Origin of the sequence: Variovorax sp. E3 (genome assembly GCF_016082275.1) — a bacterium.
Lineage (GTDB): Bacteria > Pseudomonadota > Gammaproteobacteria > Burkholderiales > Burkholderiaceae_C > Variovorax.
The window spans coordinates 26,384-41,229 of the sequence record NZ_MOWM01000057.1 but is presented as its reverse complement, the minus strand read 5'-3'; the positions used below and the strand labels follow the sequence as shown (position 1 = coordinate 41,229).

The 14,846-nt window shown below is 66.8% G+C and carries 14 protein-coding genes and 3 pseudogenes; 12 read left to right on the top strand and 5 right to left on the bottom strand.

The window, feature by feature from the left end:
* The 6 genes and pseudogenes from BMG07_RS20305 to accD all read left to right on the top strand — a co-directional run.
* On the top strand, positions 1-655 hold a 655-nt coding region (locus tag BMG07_RS20305; protein WP_307867026.1), incomplete at its 5' end, for a FimV/HubP family polar landmark protein.
* Between the two features lie 36 nt (positions 656-691).
* Entirely contained in the window at positions 692-1,504 is an 813-nt protein-coding gene (gene truA, locus BMG07_RS20300; protein WP_198086067.1) for a tRNA pseudouridine(38-40) synthase TruA, read from the top strand.
* Positions 1,501-2,202, top strand: a complete 702-nt coding sequence (locus BMG07_RS20295; protein WP_198086066.1) for a phosphoribosylanthranilate isomerase — start codon at positions 1,501-1,503, stop codon at positions 2,200-2,202. Before truA ends, BMG07_RS20295 begins: the two co-directional genes overlap by 4 nt.
* A 46-nt stretch (positions 2,203-2,248) precedes the next feature.
* A pseudogene (gene trpB / locus BMG07_RS20290) lies at positions 2,249-3,525 on the top strand (tryptophan synthase subunit beta).
* Positions 3,525-4,369, top strand: a pseudogene (gene trpA / locus BMG07_RS20285) (tryptophan synthase subunit alpha). The pseudogenes trpB and trpA overlap by 1 nt, the downstream one beginning before the upstream one ends.
* A gap of 25 nt (positions 4,370-4,394) precedes the next feature.
* Positions 4,395-5,267, top strand: a complete 873-nt coding sequence (gene accD / locus BMG07_RS20280) for an acetyl-CoA carboxylase, carboxyltransferase subunit beta (protein WP_108137867.1) — start codon at positions 4,395-4,397, stop codon at positions 5,265-5,267.
* 72 nt (positions 5,268-5,339) lie between these two features.
* Here accD and BMG07_RS20275 read toward each other — a convergent pair whose 3' ends face one another.
* Positions 5,340-5,900, bottom strand: a complete 561-nt coding sequence (locus BMG07_RS20275; RefSeq protein WP_198086069.1) for a YggT family protein — start codon at positions 5,898-5,900, stop codon at positions 5,340-5,342.
* 49 nt (positions 5,901-5,949) lie between these two features.
* On the opposite strand from BMG07_RS20275, the gene BMG07_RS20270 reads away from it, so the two are divergent.
* From BMG07_RS20270 to BMG07_RS20245, 6 genes and pseudogenes are all read left to right on the top strand, one after another.
* A complete protein-coding gene (locus tag BMG07_RS20270; RefSeq protein WP_269759202.1) occupies positions 5,950-6,594 on the top strand; it encodes an LON peptidase substrate-binding domain-containing protein in 645 nt (214 codons plus the stop codon).
* Positions 6,595-6,719: 125 nt separating this feature from the next.
* Positions 6,720-8,266: pseudogene (gene lysS, locus BMG07_RS20265) on the top strand (lysine--tRNA ligase).
* Complete coding sequence (locus tag BMG07_RS20260; RefSeq protein WP_198086064.1) at positions 8,263-9,519, top strand: Hsp70 family protein; 1,257 nt, start codon at positions 8,263-8,265, stop codon at positions 9,517-9,519. The pseudogene lysS and the gene BMG07_RS20260 overlap by 4 nt, the downstream one beginning before the upstream one ends.
* Before the next feature lie 4 nt (positions 9,520-9,523).
* Complete coding sequence (locus BMG07_RS20255) at positions 9,524-10,087, top strand: YgjP-like metallopeptidase domain-containing protein (RefSeq protein ID WP_198086063.1); 564 nt, start codon at positions 9,524-9,526, stop codon at positions 10,085-10,087.
* A gap of 95 nt (positions 10,088-10,182) precedes the next feature.
* A complete protein-coding gene (locus tag BMG07_RS20250) occupies positions 10,183-10,809 on the top strand; it encodes a methyltransferase domain-containing protein (protein ID WP_198086062.1) in 627 nt (208 codons plus the stop codon).
* A gap of 12 nt (positions 10,810-10,821) precedes the next feature.
* Complete coding sequence (locus tag BMG07_RS20245) at positions 10,822-11,727, top strand: hypothetical protein (RefSeq protein ID WP_198086061.1); 906 nt, start codon at positions 10,822-10,824, stop codon at positions 11,725-11,727.
* Here the strand turns inward: BMG07_RS20245 and BMG07_RS20240 are convergent, their stop codons facing one another.
* The 4 genes from BMG07_RS20240 to acpS all read right to left on the bottom strand — a co-directional run bounded on the left by BMG07_RS20240 (position 11,728) and on the right by acpS (position 14,838).
* On the bottom strand, positions 11,728-12,543 hold the full coding sequence (locus tag BMG07_RS20240; RefSeq protein ID WP_198086060.1) for a glycosyltransferase family 2 protein: 816 nt from the start codon (positions 12,541-12,543) through the stop codon (positions 11,728-11,730).
* A 13-nt stretch (positions 12,544-12,556) separates the two neighbouring features.
* Positions 12,557-13,231, bottom strand: a complete 675-nt coding sequence (locus BMG07_RS20235; protein ID WP_198086059.1) for a hypothetical protein — start codon at positions 13,229-13,231, stop codon at positions 12,557-12,559.
* Between the two features lie 135 nt (positions 13,232-13,366).
* The gene (gene nagZ, locus BMG07_RS20230) at positions 13,367-14,449 is read right to left on the bottom strand and encodes a beta-N-acetylhexosaminidase (protein WP_198086058.1); all 1,083 of its coding nucleotides are present in this window, start codon (positions 14,447-14,449) and stop codon (positions 13,367-13,369) included.
* Complete coding sequence (gene acpS, locus BMG07_RS20225; protein WP_198086057.1) at positions 14,446-14,838, bottom strand: holo-ACP synthase; 393 nt, start codon at positions 14,836-14,838, stop codon at positions 14,446-14,448. The genes nagZ and acpS overlap by 4 nt, the downstream gene beginning before the upstream one ends.
* Between the last annotated feature and the right edge of the window lie 8 nt (positions 14,839-14,846).

Below are 14,846 nucleotides of genomic sequence, written 5' to 3'. Positions count from 1 at the left end.
CCGCCTTCGCGGGCGCCTGGCCGCGGCCGCCAAGCCGGCAGCCGCGCCTCCCGCCGCACCGCCAGTGGCCGTTGCACCGCCCGCCTTCGTGCCCTCGGTGGCACCGCTGGACTTCGACCTGGACCTGACCACGCCGCCGGCACCCGCCCCCGCTCCGGCCGTGAACCACGCACCGGTCGGCGCCAGCCTGCCGAAGTCGGCCTACGCCCCCGCACCGACCACCGCGCGTCCCGCGGCGCCGCTGTCGAACGGCCACGCCGACACGCCCGTCGATCTCGAAAACGACTTCGACACGGCCCCTGGCGCGCTGACAGCCAACACCCGCCCCTCCACCCTGAGCCTGAGCGATGCGGAACACAACACCCGCCCCGCCATGCTGCGCAATGCGCTGCCGGCCGACTCGGGCTTCATCGAGTTCGACATGAGCGCGCTGGCCGGCCTGCCGGCCCGCTCGGTGGAAACCGCCAAGCCCGCGGCCGCCGCCCATGACGACGAAGGCGACGACAGCCCGCACGCCGTCAAGCTGTCGCTCGCACGCGAACTGCAGGCCATCGGCGACGTCGAAGGCGCCCGCTCGCTGGTCGAGGAAGTCGAAGCCGAAAGCGCTGGCGACCTCAAGTCGCAAGCCCGTCAACTGCTCGCCGAGCTGCGCTGAGCGGTTGTCGTTGCTGTTGTTCCCGTTCCTGAATTCGTGAGGCTGGCGCTCGGAATCCGCTACAACGGCCAGGCGTACGAGGGCTGGCAGAGCCAGCGCTCGGGCCGCACGGTTCAGGACAAGCTCGAGGCGGCCCTCTCGAAATTCGCCGCACAGCCCATCGGCACGCTGTGCGCCGGCCGCACCGACTCCGGCGTGCACGCGCTGATGCAGGTGGTGCACTTCGACACCACCGTCGAGCGCGAACCCTTCTCCTGGATGCGCGGCACCAACCGCTTCCTGCCCGACGACATCGCGGTGCAGTGGGCGCAGCCGGTGCCCGACGAATTCCATTGCCGCGCCAGCGCCCTGGCCCGCCGCTACCTCTACGTGCTCTCTCAGTCGCCGGTGCGGCCCAGCCTCGATTCGGGCCGGGTCGGCTGGTCGATGCATCCGCTCGACGGCGACGCCATGCGCGCGGCCGCCGCCCTGCTGGTCGGCCAGCACGACTTCAGCTCGTTCCGCGCCTCGGCCTGCCAGGCGCGCTCGCCGGTCAAGGACCTGCGGCGCATCGAGATCACGCGCGTGGGCGACGGCGAGCGCTGCCGCTGGCACTTCGAGTTCGAAGCCGACGCCTTCCTGCACCACATGATCCGCAACCTGATGGGCTGCCTGGTGCGCATCGGCCGGGGCGACGAGCGGCCGGAGTGGATTTCGCACGTGCTGGACGCCCGCAGCCGCAAGGTCGCGGCGCCCACCTTCTCGGCCGACGGCCTGTACTTCCTGGGCCCGTTGTACGACGCCAAGTGGGGTCTGCCGGCCGAGGCCACGCTGCAGACCGGCGGGGCTCCGTATGATGGCCCGCCATGACCGCGCCTTCTGTTTCCCGCACCCGCATCAAGATCTGCGGCCTGACCCGTGAGGCCGATGTGGACGCGGCCATCGAAGCCGGCGCCGACGCCATCGGCTTCGTGCTCTACGCCCGAAGCCCCCGCGCCGTGACGCTCGAACGGGCCGCCGAACTGGCCTCGCGCCTGCCCCCGTTCATCACGCCCGTGCTGCTGTTCGTCAACGAGGATGCTCCCAAAGTCATAGCATCGCTCGCAGCGGTGAAAGGCGCCGTCGCCCAATTCCACGGCGACGAGTCGCCCGAACGGTGCGAGGAATCGACCGGCCCCGGCCGCTTTCGCTACATGCGCGCGGCCCGCATTCCGATCGGGGATGCCGCAACGGCCTTCGACCTCGTAAAATACGCGTCCGATTACTCCCACGCCCAGGCCATCCTGCTCGACGCGCATGTCGAAGGTTATGGCGGTGGCGGCAAGGCATTCGATTGGTCACTTCTTCCACCCGCCGTCGACGCTCACCTCGTCTTGAGTGGTGGGCTCACACCTGCAAACGTGAGCGATGGCATTCGCATCCTGCGGACACGTTGCAAAACGCTGTCCGTTGATGTGAGCTCGGGCGTCGAAATCGACGGTCCCGGGAACAAGGGCCTCAAGGACGCCGGAAAGATCCGGCAGTTCGTCGCCGCCGTCAGGGCCGCCGACGCGTCCTTCTCAAGTTAGCCGCCGCAGCCGATCGATTCGGGCTGCGGCCCATCGATCGAGAACCATGCAAAGCAATTACCAGCAACCCGATGCCACCGGCCATTTCGGCAACTACGGCGGCACCTTCGCGAGCGAAACGCTCACCCACGCGATCAACGAGCTGCGCGACGCGTATGCCAGGTTCAAGGACGATCCGGCGTTTCTCGCCGAATTCCACTACGAGCTGAAGCACTTCGTCGGCCGCCCCTCGCCGATCTATCACGCCGCGCGCACCAGCCGCGAGATGGGCGGCGCGCAGATCTACCTGAAGCGCGAAGACCTGAACCACACCGGCGCCCACAAGATCAACAACGTGATCGGCCAGGCGATGCTCGCGCGCCGCATGGGCAAGCCCCGTGTCATCGCCGAGACCGGCGCCGGCCAGCACGGCGTGGCCACGGCCACCATCTGCGCACGCTACGGCCTCGAATGCGTGGTCTACATGGGCAGCCAGGACGTGAAGCGCCAAAGCCCCAACGTCTACCGCATGAACCTGCTCGGCGCCACCGTGGTGCCCGTCGAGTCGGGCAGCAAGACGCTGAAGGACGCGCTCAACGAAGCCATGCGCGACTGGGTCACGAACGTGGAAAACACCTTCTACATCATCGGCACCGTGGCCGGCCCGCACCCCTACCCGACCATGGTGCGCGACTTCCAGAGCGTGATCGGCACCGAGTGCATCGAGCAGATGCCGGCCATGCTCGCGGCCGACGGCATCACCGGCGAAGCGAGGGCAAGCAGCCCGACGTGGTGGTCGCCTGCGTGGGCGGCGGCAGCAATGCGATGGGCATCTTCCACCCCTACATTCCGTTCGCGGGCACGCGCCTGGTCGGCGTGGAGGCGGCGGGCGAAGGGCTCGACAGCGGCAAGCACTCGGCCTCGATCCTGCGCGGCAGCCCCGGCGTGCTGCACGGCAACCGCACCTACCTGCTGCAGAACGAAGACGGGCAGATCACCGAGACCCACAGCATCAGCGCCGGCCTCGACTACCCGGGCGTGGGCCCCGAGCACGCGTACCTGGCCGACATCGGCCGGGCCGAATACGTCGGCATCACCGACATGGAGGCGCTCGAAGCCTTCCACTACCTGTGCCGAACGGAGGGCATCATTCCCGCGCTCGAATCCAGCCACGCCGTGGCCTACGCCATGAAGCTCGCCAAGACCATGCGCTCCGACCAGTCCATTCTGGTGAACCTCTCGGGCCGCGGCGACAAGGACATCGGCACCGTGGCCGACCTGTCGGGCGTCGATTTCTACGACCGGCCCTCGATGCGCGGTCTGAGCGTGAAGGGAGGCAAGTGATGAGCCGCATCGACGCCACCTTCGCCGCACTGAAGAAAGACGGCCGCCGCGCCCTTGTTCCGTACGTCACCGCAGGCTTTCCGTTCGCCGACATCACGCCCGAGCTGATGCACGGCATGGTCGAAGCCGGCTCCGACGTGATCGAGCTGGGCGTGCCCTTCTCCGACCCGATGGCCGACGGCCCCGTGATCCAGAAGGCCGGCGAGGCCGCGCTGGCGCTGGGCATCGGCATGAAGCAGGTGCTCGCCATCGTCGCCACCTTCCGCCAGAAGGACACGACCACGCCCGTGGTGCTGATGGGCTACGCCAACCCGGTCGAGCGCTACGACCTCGTGCACGGCAAGCACGCCTTCATCCGCGACGCGGCCGCGGCCGGCGTCGATGGCCTGCTGGTCGTCGACTACCCGCCCGAGGAATGCGAGGCCTTTGCCGCCGACCTCAAGGCAGCCGGCATCGACCTGATTTTTTGCTCGCCCCCACCAGCACCGACGAGCGCATGGCGCAGGTCGCGCGCATGGCCAGCGGCTACGTGTACTACGTGTCGCTCAAGGGCGTGACGGGCGCGGGCCACCTGGACAGCGAGGCCGTCGGCCAGATGATTCCGCGCATCCGCCAGCACGTGAGCATTCCGGTCGGCGTGGGCTTCGGCATCCGCGACGCGCGCACGGCGCAGGCGGTCGGGTCGGCCGCCGACGCGGTCATCATCGGCACCAAGATCATTCAACTCATCGAAGACCAGCCCCGCGAGAAAGTCGTGCCGGCGGTGCGTGAATTCCTCGCGGGCATCCGCGAGGCGCTCGACGCGCTGCCCGCCGCCACGGCCAAGAACGCGGCTGGTCGATAATCACCGCCAACACAAGGAGCCCCTTATGAGCTGGCTTGAAAAACTTCTACCCGCCAAGATCGCACAAACCGACCCGTCCGAGCGCCGCCAGGTGCCCGAGGGCCTGTGGATCAAATGCCCCGCCTGCGAGACCGTTCTGTACAAGACCGACCTCGAGCACAACCAGAACGTCTGCCCCAGCTGCAGCCACCACCACCGCATCGGCGCCCGCGCGCGCCTGGACGCGTTCCTCGACGCCGAGGGCCGCTACGAAGTCGGCCAGGAAGTGCTGCCGGTCGATGCCCTGAAGTTCAAAGACAGCCGCAAGTACCCCGAGCGCCTGAAAGAAGCGCTCGAGAACACCGGCGAGACCGACGCGCTGGTCGTGCTGGGCGGCTCGGTCCACAGCATCAGCGTGGTCGTGGCCTGCTTCGAGTTCGAATTCATGGGCGGCTCCATGGGCAGCGTGGTCGGCGAGCGCTTCGTGCGCGGCGTCGAGACCGCCATCGAGCAGAAGGTGCCCTTCATCTGCTTCACCGCCACCGGCGGCGCGCGCATGCAGGAAGGCCTGCTCTCGCTGATGCAGATGGCCAAGACCAACGCCGCGCTCACGCGCCTGGCGAAGAAAGGCCTGCCCTACATCAGCGTGCTGACCGACCCGACCATGGGCGGCGTGTCGGCCGGCTTCGCCTTCGTGGGCGACGTGGTCATTGCCGAGCCCAAGGCGTTGATCGGCTTTGCCGGCCCGCGCGTGATCGAGTCGACCGTGCGCGTGACGCTGCCCGAAGGCTTCCAGCGCGCCGAGTTCCTGCAGACCAAGGGCGCCATCGACTTCATCAGCGACCGCCGCGAGTTGCGCAAGACCATCGCCAGCACGCTGGCCATGCTGCTGCGCCAGCCGGCCGACGCGGTCAGCTGAGCGAGCACTTACCGCCAGCCAATGCAAAAAGGCCCGGGTGCGATGCACCCGGGCCTTTTTTGCTTGCGAGCTTCAGAACGTCAGCTGGTAGGCGAACACGAGCAGGTTGCTCAGCACGATCGCCACCACCTGCAGCACCACGATGGCGGCCAGCGGCGACAGGTCGATGCCGCCGATCAGCGGAATGAAGCGCCGGAACGGCCGCACCATCGGCTCGGCCAGGCGCGAGATCAGGTCGAGCAGCATCGGCGAGGCGCCCGGAATCCACGACAGCACCGCGTACACCACCAGCAGCGCCGTCAGGCCCGAGACCGCGAGCTGCATCAGCCCCACCAGCGACACCAACGGCAAGGTCGCGATACGCCCGAGGTTGCCGATCAGCAGCCAGAGCAGCAGGAACTTCACGAGCACCAGCAGCCACGCCGCGATCAGGCTCGCGAGGTCCCAGCGCTTGACCGACGGCACGATGCGCCGCAGCGGCAGCACGATCCAGTCGGTGATGGCGAACACGAAGCGCCCCAGCGGGTTGCCGAAGGGCACCCGGTGGTACTGCATGTAAAGACGAAGCAGGCAGGCGCCGCCGAGCAGGCCGACGATCACGTCGAGGAGGAACGAAGGAATCTGATAGAGCATGGGGCGCAGCCGTGAGCGGAATGCGATGATAGCCATGCAAGGTTCTTCGATGACGACACAACCCCTTTTGCATTCACTGCCATTGTTCCCGCTCGGCACAGTCCTGTTTCCGGGCGGGCTGCTTCCATTGCGCATCTTCGAGGTCCGTTACCTCGACATGATCGGCAAGTGCCGCAAGGCCGACGCACCCTTCGGCGTGGTGAGTCTCACCAGCGGCAGCGAAGTGCGCAAGGCCGGCGCCGACACCGAGAGCTTCGCCGGCATCGGCACGCTGGCCGTGATCCGCGAATTCGAATCGCCGCAGAGCGGCCTGCTGCAGATCGAGTGCGTCGGTACGCAGCGCTTTCGCGTGCGCCAGACCGAGCTGCAGAAGCACGGCCTGTGGGTGGCCGAGGTCGAGGCCGTGAACGACGACATCGCGCTCGAGATCCCCGACGACCTGAAGCACACCGCCACCGCACTGCAACGCCTGATCGACACGCTGGAAGAACGGCGCCGCGCGCAAGGCGAATCGGTGCGGCTACCCATCGGCGCCCCCTACCGGCTCGACGACTGCGGCTGGGTGGCCAACCGCTGGTGCGAGCTGGTGCCGATGCAGCTCGAGCTGCGGCAACGGCTGATGGAACTCGACAGCCCGCTGATGCGCCTGGAGCTGGTGAGCGATCTGCTGGCGCGCACGGGCATCACTGAATAGGCAGCTACATTTTTTGTAGCGCTTTGCGCAGGATTGGCGGGCACTTGGGGCCCGCCGTCGTTCAAACCCGATGGGCTAAAATGCCAGCCCCGCGCACGCTCCCGGTTGCGCGCCACCCGCCCCCCATGTCCGATCAAAAGACCCCCACGCCTCCTCCGACGCCTGTCGACGAAAACCAGCTCATCGCCGAACGCCGCGAAAAGCTCAAGCTGCTGCGCACGGCGCAGGTCGAGGGCAAAGGCGTTGCGTTCCCCAACGACTTCAAGCCAGGCCACCGCGCCGCGGCACTCGCCGAGGCCCATGGCGCCACCGAAGCCGAAGCCCTCGAAGCGCAAGCCGTTGCCGTGAGCGTGGCGGGCCGGATGATGCTCAAGCGCGTCATGGGCAAGGCCAGCTTCGCGACGCTGCAGGACGCCACCAGCCGCATCCAGCTCTACGTCACGCGCGATGCCGTGGGCGAAGAGCTCTACGCCGAATTCAAGCGCTGGGACCTGGGCGACATCGTCGGCGCCGAAGGCACGCTGATGAAGACCAAGACCGGCGAGCTGTCGATCAAGGTCACGCAGTTGCGCCTGCTCACCAAGAGCCTGCGCCCGCTGCCCGACAAGTTCCACGGCATGGCCGACCAGGAGCAGAAGTACCGCCAGCGCTACGTCGACCTGATCACCGACGAATCGGCCCGCGTGCGCTTCACCGCGCGCAGCAAGGCCGTGAGCGCGCTGCGCGAGTTCATGGTGGCCAACGACTTCCTCGAAGTCGAGACGCCCATGCTCCACCCCATTCCGGGCGGCGCCAACGCCAAGCCCTTCAAGACGCACCACAACGCGCTCGACCAGGAGATGTTCCTGCGCATCGCGCCCGAGCTGTACCTCAAGCGCCTGATCGTGGGCGGCTTCGAGCGCGTGTTCGAAATCAACCGGAGCTACCGCAACGAGGGCATCTCGGTGCGGCACAACCCCGAGTTCACGATGATGGAGTTCTACGCGGCCTACTGGAACTACCGCGACCTGATGGACTTCACCGAGACGCTGATCCGCACCATCGCCGACAAGGCCGTGGGCACGCAGCAGCTCACCTACGGCGGCAAGGCGGTCGACCTGACGCAGCCCTTCCAGCGCCTGACGATCCGCGAAGCATCCTGAAATACACCGAAGCCGAGGGCGTGGCCCAGGGCGTGGACGACGCCGCCTGGCTCATCGCCGCCCTGCGCAAGATCGGCCTGAGCGAAGAAAAGGACAAGCTCTCGCAGCGCAGCCTTGCCAGCCTGCAGGTGATGTACTTCGAGGAAACCGTCGAAGAGAAGCTCTGGCAGCCGACCTTCATCATGGAGCATCCGACCGAGATCTCGCCGCTGGCCCGCGCCAACGACGAGCGCCCCGAGGTCACCGAACGCTTCGAGCTCTACATCACCGGTCGCGAGTTCGGCAACGGCTTCAGCGAGCTGAACGACGCCGAAGACCAGGCCGCGCGCTTCAACGCCCAGGTCGCGGCCAAGGACGGCGGCGACGACGAAGCCATGTTCTACGACCACGATTTCGTGCGCGCGCTCGAATACGGCATGCCGCCCACCGGCGGCTGCGGCATCGGCATCGACCGCCTGATGATGCTGCTGACCGACTCGCCGAGCATCCGCGACGTGATCCTGTTCCCCGCCTTGCGCAGGGAATCTTGAGCGTGTCGTCACCGTCGTCGCTGCCGACGATCGGCATCGACTTCGGCACCTCCAACTCCGCCGTGGCCTGCCGGGTCGACGGCGTCGCCCGCCTGTTGCCCATCGAGGGCGCGGCCACCACGCTGCCCACCGCGATCTTCTTCAACGCCGAAGACCGCACGACGCACTTCGGCCGCGAGGCCGTGGCGCTTTACCTGGCGGGCTACGAAGGCCGCCTGATGCGCTCGCTGAAAAGCCTGCTCGGCAGTCCGCTGATGCAGGAAAAGACCGCCATCTACGACGGCCTGGTGAGCTTCGAGGACATCATCGCGCGCTTCCTGCACGAGCTGGCCCATCGCGCCGGCAAGGAGCTGGGCCGCAAGCCCGAGCAGGTCGTGATCGGCCGCCCGGTGCACTTCGTGGACGACGACAGCAAGCGCGACGAACGCGCCGAGCAGAGCCTGCGCGTCGCGGCGCGCGCGGCGGGCTTTCGCGACATCGCGTTCCAGCTCGAGCCCATTGCGGCCGCCTTCGACTACGAGCAGCGCATCACCAAGGAATCCGTGGTGCTGATCGTCGACATCGGCGGCGGCACCTCCGACTTCACGGTCGTGCGCGTGGGCCCCGAGCGCGCCAGGCACGACGACCGCAGCGGCGACGTGCTGGCCACCACCGGCGTGCACATCGGCGGCACCGACTACGACCAGCGCCTGAACCTGGACCGCGTGATGCCCCTGCTGGGCTTTCGCCACCACGGCCCGCAAGGCCGCGAAGTGCCCAGCGGCGTGTTCTTCGACCTGTCGTCGTGGCACCTGATCAACTGGCTCTACGCCGCCAAGGCCACGCGCCAGGCGAAGGACCTGCGCACCAGCTACGTCGACCTGCGGCTGCACGACCGGCTCATGACCGTGCTCGAAGAGCGCCATGGCCACCGCATCCTGGCGGCCGTGGAGCAGGCCAAGATCGATGCGTCGGTCGGCGACGTGCCGGCCACCATCGACCTGTCGTGCGCCGAGCCCGGCCTGGGCGCGGTGCTGTCGCCTGAAGACATGGTGCAGCAGCTCTCCAGCCAGTTCGACGACGTGATCGCATGCGCCCACGCCTGCGTCAAGCGCGCGGGGCTGCGCAGCAACGACCTCGACGCGATCTACCTGACGGGCGGCTCGTCGGCGCTGCGGCCTTTCCAGCAGGCGCTGCGCAGGAGCTTCGCGGGCGTGCTGCTGGTCGAGGGCGACCTGTTCGGCGGCGTGGCCGCCGGCCTGGCCTGCTCGTAGCCCTATGACGCCGCTGCGCTACCTCGCGGGCTACGCCCCGACGCTGCAGCAAAGCGTGCGGCAGCTCATCGACGCGAACAGCCTGGGCGCGCTGCTGAGCAAGCGCTACCCGGACGGCGTGCACGGCATCCGCAACGACAAGGCGCTCTACGACTACGTGAACGAGCTCAAGAGCGACTTCATGCGCAACGCCTCGCCGCTGTCGAAGGTGCAGTTCGACAACAAGCTGCATGTGATCCGCAACGCGCTCGGCACGCACACCACGGTGTCGCGCGTGCAGGGCGGCAAGCTCAAGGCCAAGCGGGAGATCCGCGTGGCCAGCCTGTTCAAGGACGTGCCGCTGGCGTGGCTGCGCATGATCGCCGTGCACGAGCTCGCGCACATGAAGGAGCGCGACCACGACAAGGCCTTCTATGCGCTGTGCACGCACATGGAGCCCGAATACCAGCAGCTCGAGTTCGACTTGCGGCTGTACCTGACGCATCTGGATTCGGGCGGGGAACGGCTCTGGTTGGTGCCGGAAGGCGCAAGCGGCACGGGCTGGAACGCTTCCGAGACACAACCGTAAACTTTTCCCGCAAGTGCCGTGCCGGGTGTGGCGCGGTGCGTGGATTTGCGCGGGGGCAAGACTACACTGCGCGCTTTCCGAGCAGAGAAACACCCATGTCGCATCCCCAGCAGCTGTTCTTCGTCGGTGGCATCAAGCAGTTCCTCGGCGAGTTCTTTCAGCAGAAGAAGGTGCTGGAAATCGGCAGCCTCGACATCAATGGCTCGGTTCGAACATTTTTCGAGGGCTGCGAATACGTCGGCCTCGACGTGGGTGAAGGCAAGGGCGTCGACCTCGTCTGTTACGGCGAGGACCATGGCGCCAAGGCGAACGAATTCGACGTGGTGATTTCATGCGAGGCCATGGAGCACAACCCAGGCTGGCGCAAGACCTGGCTCAACATGCTGCGGGTGGTCAAGGAATCGGGCCTCGTGGTGATGACCTGTGCGTCCACCGGCCGCAGGCAGCACGGCACGGTCGAGTACACGCCGACCGATTCTCCGCTGACCATGGAGAAGAACCAGAGCTACTACCGCAACCTGGTCGAGGACGACTTCAAGGCGATCATTCCCTGCGACGCGTGGTTCTCCGTGTGGTCGTTCTACTGCGACCACACGAGCCACGACCTCTACTTTTTCGGCCTGGGCAAGGACGCGTCTCCAGAGGCGATCCAGAAGGCGACCGAGCTCCGGGCCGCGCTCGCCGACTACTATCACAAGCGCAACGTCCTGGGCCTTCAATAGGCGAGGAACGCGGTGACGACGGTACCGCTTCACTTCACCTCGCTCGCGGAGCCGCACATGGTCGGCGACGTGGTGAACACCTTCGTCATCGCCGCCAGGAAGCTGGGCCACGAGGTGAGCACGGAACATGCGGCCTTGCGCCAAGACGCCGTCAATGTCGTCTGCTTCGCGCACCACCTCGCGCCCGAAACCCTGCGAGGCATGGACGCCGACTGCATCGTGCTGAACTTCGAGCAGCTCGTCGCGGGCTCGCAGGCTTGCAACGACGGCTACCTGGCATTGCTGCGTGAACACTACGTATGGGACTACAGCCAGCACAACCTGGCCCGATATGGCGAACTGGGCATTGCCAACGGCCACCACGTTCCGCTGGGGTACGAGGAAGAGGCTGCGCGCAATCTGCGCCCTGAAGATGTATTGCCCGAGGCCGCTCAGGACATCGACGTGCTGTTCTTCGGCTCGCTGAATCCGCGACGCTCACACGTCATCGATGCCATGCGAAAGAAGGGCTTGCACGTGGCCTGCAACGACAACCAGCTGTGGGACAGCGCGTACCGCGACCAGATGATCCGACGCGCGAAGCTGGTGCTCAACATGCACTTCTTCGACAACTCCCGCATCGTCGAACTCCCCAGGCTTTCGCTGTTGTTCAGGCAACGCAAGGCCGTGCTGTGCGAGCTCTACGCGGACAGCGAGATTTTCTACCCGGAGCTTCGGCAGGCGATGGCGGGCGCCGCCTTCGATGACCTGGCCGACATGGCCGTGCTGCTGATGAGCGCCCCGCAATTGCGCCAGCGGCTCGCGCATCAAGGCTTCGAGGCCTTCAGCCGGCGAAGCCAGACGGCAGTGCTGGGGCCCGCGCTCGACGAGTTCTTCACATGGCGAGCGGACACCCTGAGGGCGGCCTCCCGCCCCTGATCAGTCGGCCGCGAAGAAAGCGGACAGCTCGCGCGCCAACGCCTCGACCTCTTCCTGCGACATGGTCTCGATGGCCTGCGACGCCCGCAGGTTCTCGGTGTCGCGGATGCTCTCGATCAACGCATCGCGCGAACCCGCGTCGTGGTGCAGATGGAACATCGGCACCGCAATGGAGTGCCAGCGCAGGCCCAACCGGCTTGCGCGGCGCAGGAGTTCGTCGTCTTCGCCGCCCCACCCTTCCAGGCGCGCGTTGTAGCCTCCCACCCGGATGTACTCGTGCCGCTTGAACAGCACGACGCCGCCGTTGGCATTGGAATACAGCACGCTCGCGTCCGGCGGAAGCTGTTGCGGATCGAGTGAGGTGAAACGGGCGTAGTCGGGCGCGGTCATAAAGCCCTGCTTGAGCTCGCCGGTCACATTGATGACGCTCCAGTAGGGGCACAGCACGTCGCTTTCCTTGCCGTCGAGCAAGGCGTCGATGCAGCCCCGCAACGTGGCGGGCTGCGCGATGGAGTCGGCGTCGTGAAAGCAGATCACCGGGCTGCGAGCCAGCCGAACGCCCATGTTGTAGAGCATCGACTTCGGAAACGGCCCCTCGTGATGGATGAAGACATGCCGGATCTTCGGGTCGCGCAGCCGCTGCCAGTCGAAGCGCGGCGCCGGCGCGGCTTCCATCAGCCACAGCCTGTAGTCCGTATAGGTGTACGCCAGATGCGCCAGCACGGCGTACAGGTTCTCGCGCCGCTCTTCGGTCGCCTCCCTGTACGACACGATGACGTCGACACCACGAAGAGAAATCTTGTCGACTTCCGTCATGAAACAAGTCCCCTCACAAAGGGCGGAACATCACGACGTTGTGCTCGTCGATCGGTTCCTTGTAGCGCGTATCGCGGATCGTCAGGTCGACGGGCTGCTTGCGGCCGTTGGAGTGCTCATTGAAGATCGCCGCGCCATTGACCGCACTCACGACCTCGGCCAAGCCTGGCCCCGCCCAGTTGTCATGCCCCCTGAGCAGATAGAAATGCATCACGCCGCACTGCTGGTGCGCCCAGTAGTCGTGCCACGCGAAGGAGTCGGGGCGCCAGAGCGAGTTGTGGCCTTCGAAGAAGATCGGGCGGCTCATCGGCATGCACTCCGGCGTGGAAATGATGAGATAGCGCGACCGGTAGTTGAGAAACTCCAGCAGGTCGCGGCCCTGCGAATGAAGCATGTGCTCGATGACGTCGCCCAGGATCACGACGTCATAGAGGTCGCTGCTGCGCTCATACAGCTTGTCGGCCGTGATCGGCAAAATCTGGTGGTAGCCCACCTCGCGCAATTGAGGAAATGCCGCGTCATCGCACTCCAGCGCCGTCAACTCGCATTCAGGCACGATGTTCTTGAGCAGGGCGCCGTATTTGCCGCCGCCCGCGCCGATGTCCAGGATGCGCCGGGGATTGATCGTCTTGACGACATGTTGCGTCAGGCTGTCGAAGGTGAGCCACGATTCGCCGATGTGCGCCATGAAATCCCCCTGTGGCTGCTTGATTGACAGCGTTTGAATGTACAGGAAGGCTCCGGCAGCCTATGGGCCGCATTTGCCAGCTTTTTCGCAGATCCGCCGATTGACTGCGCCGGCCGCTGGCGCAGCCGGGTGCCTTCAGATGTCGAGCATTCGCCTCGCATCGCGATAGCCGCGCGAAGCGACGAGCGCGTCCCAACCCGGCGCCGCATCCCGCGGCAGCAGTGCCAGCCGGCGCGCCTCGCTGGCCGCATCGGGCTGCCAACGCCCGGCGCGTTCGGCCGCTTCGAATCCGCCCAGAAACTCGTCGAGCAACTGTCCGTCGCCGATGCTCTGGTTGCACAGCAGAGCCACGTCGCATCCGGCCGCCAGTGCCGCCAGCGCGGCGTCGGTGAAGCTCAGCAGTTCGCCGTCGATGTAGCGCCCGGCTTCCATGCTCAGGTCGTCGCTGAAGACCGCGCCGTCGAAGGCGAAGCGCTGCCGCAGCACGGCCTTGAGCCATTTCGACGAGAAGCCCGCCGGCCGCTTGTCGACCTTCGGATAGATCACGTGCGCCGGCATCACGGCGGTGAGCGTGCCGGCCAGCCAGTCGTAGGGCCGCGCATCGTCGGCCAGGATGTCCTTGAGGCTGCGCTTGTCGACCGGGATCTCGACGTGCGAGTCGGCCGTGACGAAGCCGTGCCCCGGAAAGTGCTTGCCGCAGTTGCGCATGCCCTGCTGCAGCATGCCGTGCATGACGCTCTTGGCCAGCAACGCCACCACGCGCGGGTCGCGGTGAAAGCTGCGGTCGCCGATGACGCCGCTGCCGCCGTGGTCGAGGTCGAGCACCGGCGCAAAGCTGAAGTCGACGCCGCAGGCGCGCAGTTCGGCCGCGAGCACCTGGCCGGCGGCCGTCGCAGCCTGGGTGGCGCGCATGGCGTCGCGCATCCACAACTCGCCCAGCGCGCGCATCGACGGCAGGCGCGTGAAGCCGTCGGTGCGAAAACGCTGCACGCGGCCGCCTTCGTGGTCGACGCAGATCAGCAAGTCGGGCCGGATGGCCTTGATCTCGGCGTTGAGGGCGGTCATTTGCGCGCGGTCCTGCCAGTTGCGCGCGAAATGGATCACGCCGCCGACCAGCGGGTTGGCCAAGCGCCGGCGGTCGGCGTCGTTGAGTGCGGTTGCCGCCACGTCGATGATCAGCGGCGCTTGGGGGCGAGCAGCAAGCTCGGGGGTCGTCATACCTTCTCCACCACCACGAAGCTCGCGGCGTATTCGGTTTCATCGGTCACGGTCACGTGGGCCGTGAGGCCCTGCGCCTCGAACCAGTCCTTCAGCTCGCCATGCAGCACGATGACGGGCTTGCCGCTGCGCAGGTTGGCGATCTCGCACAGGCGCCAGCTCATCGGCATGCGCATGCCCAGCCCGATGGCCTTGCTGAACGCCTCCTTGGCGGAGAAGCGGGTCGCGAGGTAGCTGAGGCCGCGCTTGGGCCAGCGCGCGCTGCGGGCCTGCCAGACGGCGAACTCGGCGTCGCTCAGCACCTTGCGGGCGAAGCGTTCGCCCTGGCGCTCGAAGGTCGCGGCGATGCGACGCAGGTCGCAGATGTCGGTGCCAATGCCGTAGATCATGCGGCGCG